The sequence below is a fragment of the Peptoniphilus sp. genome (assembly GCF_034090345.1).
Classification (GTDB): domain Bacteria; phylum Bacillota; class Clostridia; order Tissierellales; family Peptoniphilaceae; genus Peptoniphilus.
Genome location: NZ_JAXDSS010000080.1, coordinates 1 through 2,354, shown reverse-complemented (window position 1 = coordinate 2,354; position 2,354 = coordinate 1). Strand labels below are relative to the sequence as shown.

The 2,354-nt window shown below is 34.5% G+C and carries 2 protein-coding genes; both read right to left on the bottom strand.

The genetic code is table 11. The features are described from left to right. Nucleotides 1–948, bottom strand: a 948-nt coding sequence (locus SOR77_RS07205) for a D-alanine--D-alanine ligase family protein (protein ID WP_320636459.1), incomplete at its 3' end; no start/stop codon positions are given. A 9-nt stretch (nt 949–957) separates the two neighbouring features. After that, nucleotides 958–2,354, bottom strand: a 1,397-nt coding sequence (locus SOR77_RS07200; protein WP_320636458.1) for a UDP-N-acetylmuramoyl-tripeptide--D-alanyl-D-alanine ligase, incomplete at its 5' end; no start/stop codon positions are given.

The window sequence follows — 2,354 nt, the reverse complement described above, 5'->3', positions numbered from 1 at the left end:
TCTAGCCACTCCCATTCCATCTATTGCTCTAAAAGCAACTTTTGCATAATTTTGAATTTGATTTTTTATTTCCTCTGTAACATTCGCAGGTAAATTCTTAGATTGATTTGCCATCCCATCCATCTTAGAACCACCCTTTGAACCTGAAATATACTTCTCATCAAATTTTAAAAAGTCCTTCCAACCAATGGGTTCTTCCAGTTCAGAAACTTTTAAATCATTTTGATATCCAAGAACTGCCGCATTTATCTCACGTGGATTATCTACAGCCTTTTCTATTATTATTTTTCTATCGTATGATGATGCCACCTTTATAGCTTCAATTAACTCTTCTCTATTCTTAACTTTGGAAATTCCAATTGAAGAACCTAAGTTGGCCGGCTTTACAAATAAATTATACCCTATTTCCTCAGCTTTATTGATAATCTCCTCTTGATTCTCAAAATCTTCTCTATAGAAATAGAAATATGGAGTCATAGGTATGCCCTCAGATTCAAACACCTTTTTCATTATTACCTTATCCATACCAACAGCCGCACTCATAACCCCACATCCAACATACGGAACCCCGGTCGTCTCTAGCATGCCTTGGAAACAACCATCTTCTCCATAAGTCCCGTGTAATGCCGGAAATACACAGTCGACTTTTATATATTTCTCAAGAGTTTTGCTCTCTTTCCCAAACAAACCACTCTTTTGAGTTACTTCTCTATATAAATATTGGTCTTGAGGTTTAAAAAATACTTCAAAAGCTTCGCTGAAATCTCCTTGTTTGAAAGTTTTAAAATTCTTTAAACTCTCCCCACATAAAAACTTTCCTTCTTTTGTAACATAAAGAGGCACTGCATTGTATTTTTTATCCATATTTTCTACAACTTGCATACCTGTGATAACTGAAACTTCATGTTCAACAGATCTGCCGCCAAAAACTACTACTATATTTTCCATTTTCCCCTCCTAATTAGCTTCACTATAATTGTCCGGTAAATCATTTTCAAATAATACAATGTCTCCCGGTTTAGTAATACTTCCAAGAACTTCAGTAGCTTTTGTCAGAGACTCAACTACAAATGTATTTTCCCTTGCAAATCCAGACGCTTCAAGCCCTCTTTGAATAGCCTTAGTTCTATTAGGCCCGACTAAAATCACATAATCACAAACTTTTGCTATTTCAGACGCCACTTTTTCATTCTCTTCTTCTTCAATATTTCCAAGCTCGACCATACCCGGAGTTATAATTATCTTTCTTCCGCTCTTAAATTCATTTAAAACATCAAGCGCCGCTCTGAATCCAACAGGGTTGGAGTTAAAAGCATCGTCAATTACTACTACACCAGTTCCGCTATCGACTATGTTTAATCTGTGCTCAACCGGTTCAACTTTTTTAATCCCGGCGCTTATTTGCTCTAAACTAAGTCCAAGAACATACCCGGCACAAGCCGAAGCAAGTAAATTTGATATGTTGTGTACACCTAACAGTTTACTTTCACACTCTATCTCTCCAACTTCTCTTATACCTAGAATAAACTTAGAGCCACTTTCATCAACTGTTATATTCTTTGCATAGACATCTAATTTTTCTATGTCCTTTATTCCATAGTTTATAGTTCTTATTTGCGTCTTATCAGATAGTGGCTTTACATATTCGTTGTCATAATTAAAAATTGCCACGCCATCTTCAGGTAAGTTCTCAATTAACTCATATTTTGTATTTTGTATATTTTCTATTGTCTTGAAAAGATGCATATGAGTTGGCCCGATTGCTGTTATTATTCCAATATCAGGTTGAACAAGCTTAGCTACTTCGTCTATCTCACCCTTTTTCTTAGCTCCAAGTTCAGCAATAAACACTTCATAGCTTGCATCCAAATCATTGTTGATTACTTTTGAAAGCCCCATTGGAGTATTGTAAGATGATGGAGTGTTCTTAACTCTAAGACCTTCCGAAAGAACTGTATCAGAGATGAATTTTACAGATGTCTTTCCAAAAGAACCTGTTATCCCCAAAACTTTCAAGCCGTCTTTTTTTAACTCTCTTATCTTGCCTTGAGCATTAGTATAAAATCCCATATTGATTTTTTCTTCAACAGGAACTTGCTTGTTATTTGAAATTTCAAGCACTTTGTATTGGTAATAATACAAAACTATATTACTCAAAATTAGAAATACAAAACCTAATGCCGAATTAAATAAAAATCCCACAAATCCAATAATTAATAAAATACTTATAAATATAATGTTTGTTGCCTGATGTCTTTTTAAAAGCCTCTTTGCTCTATCAGTCCACACAAGTGGAGATTTTACTTCTGTTGCTTTTTCATATACAAACTTGTTCATTTTTGATTTGTTTTCAG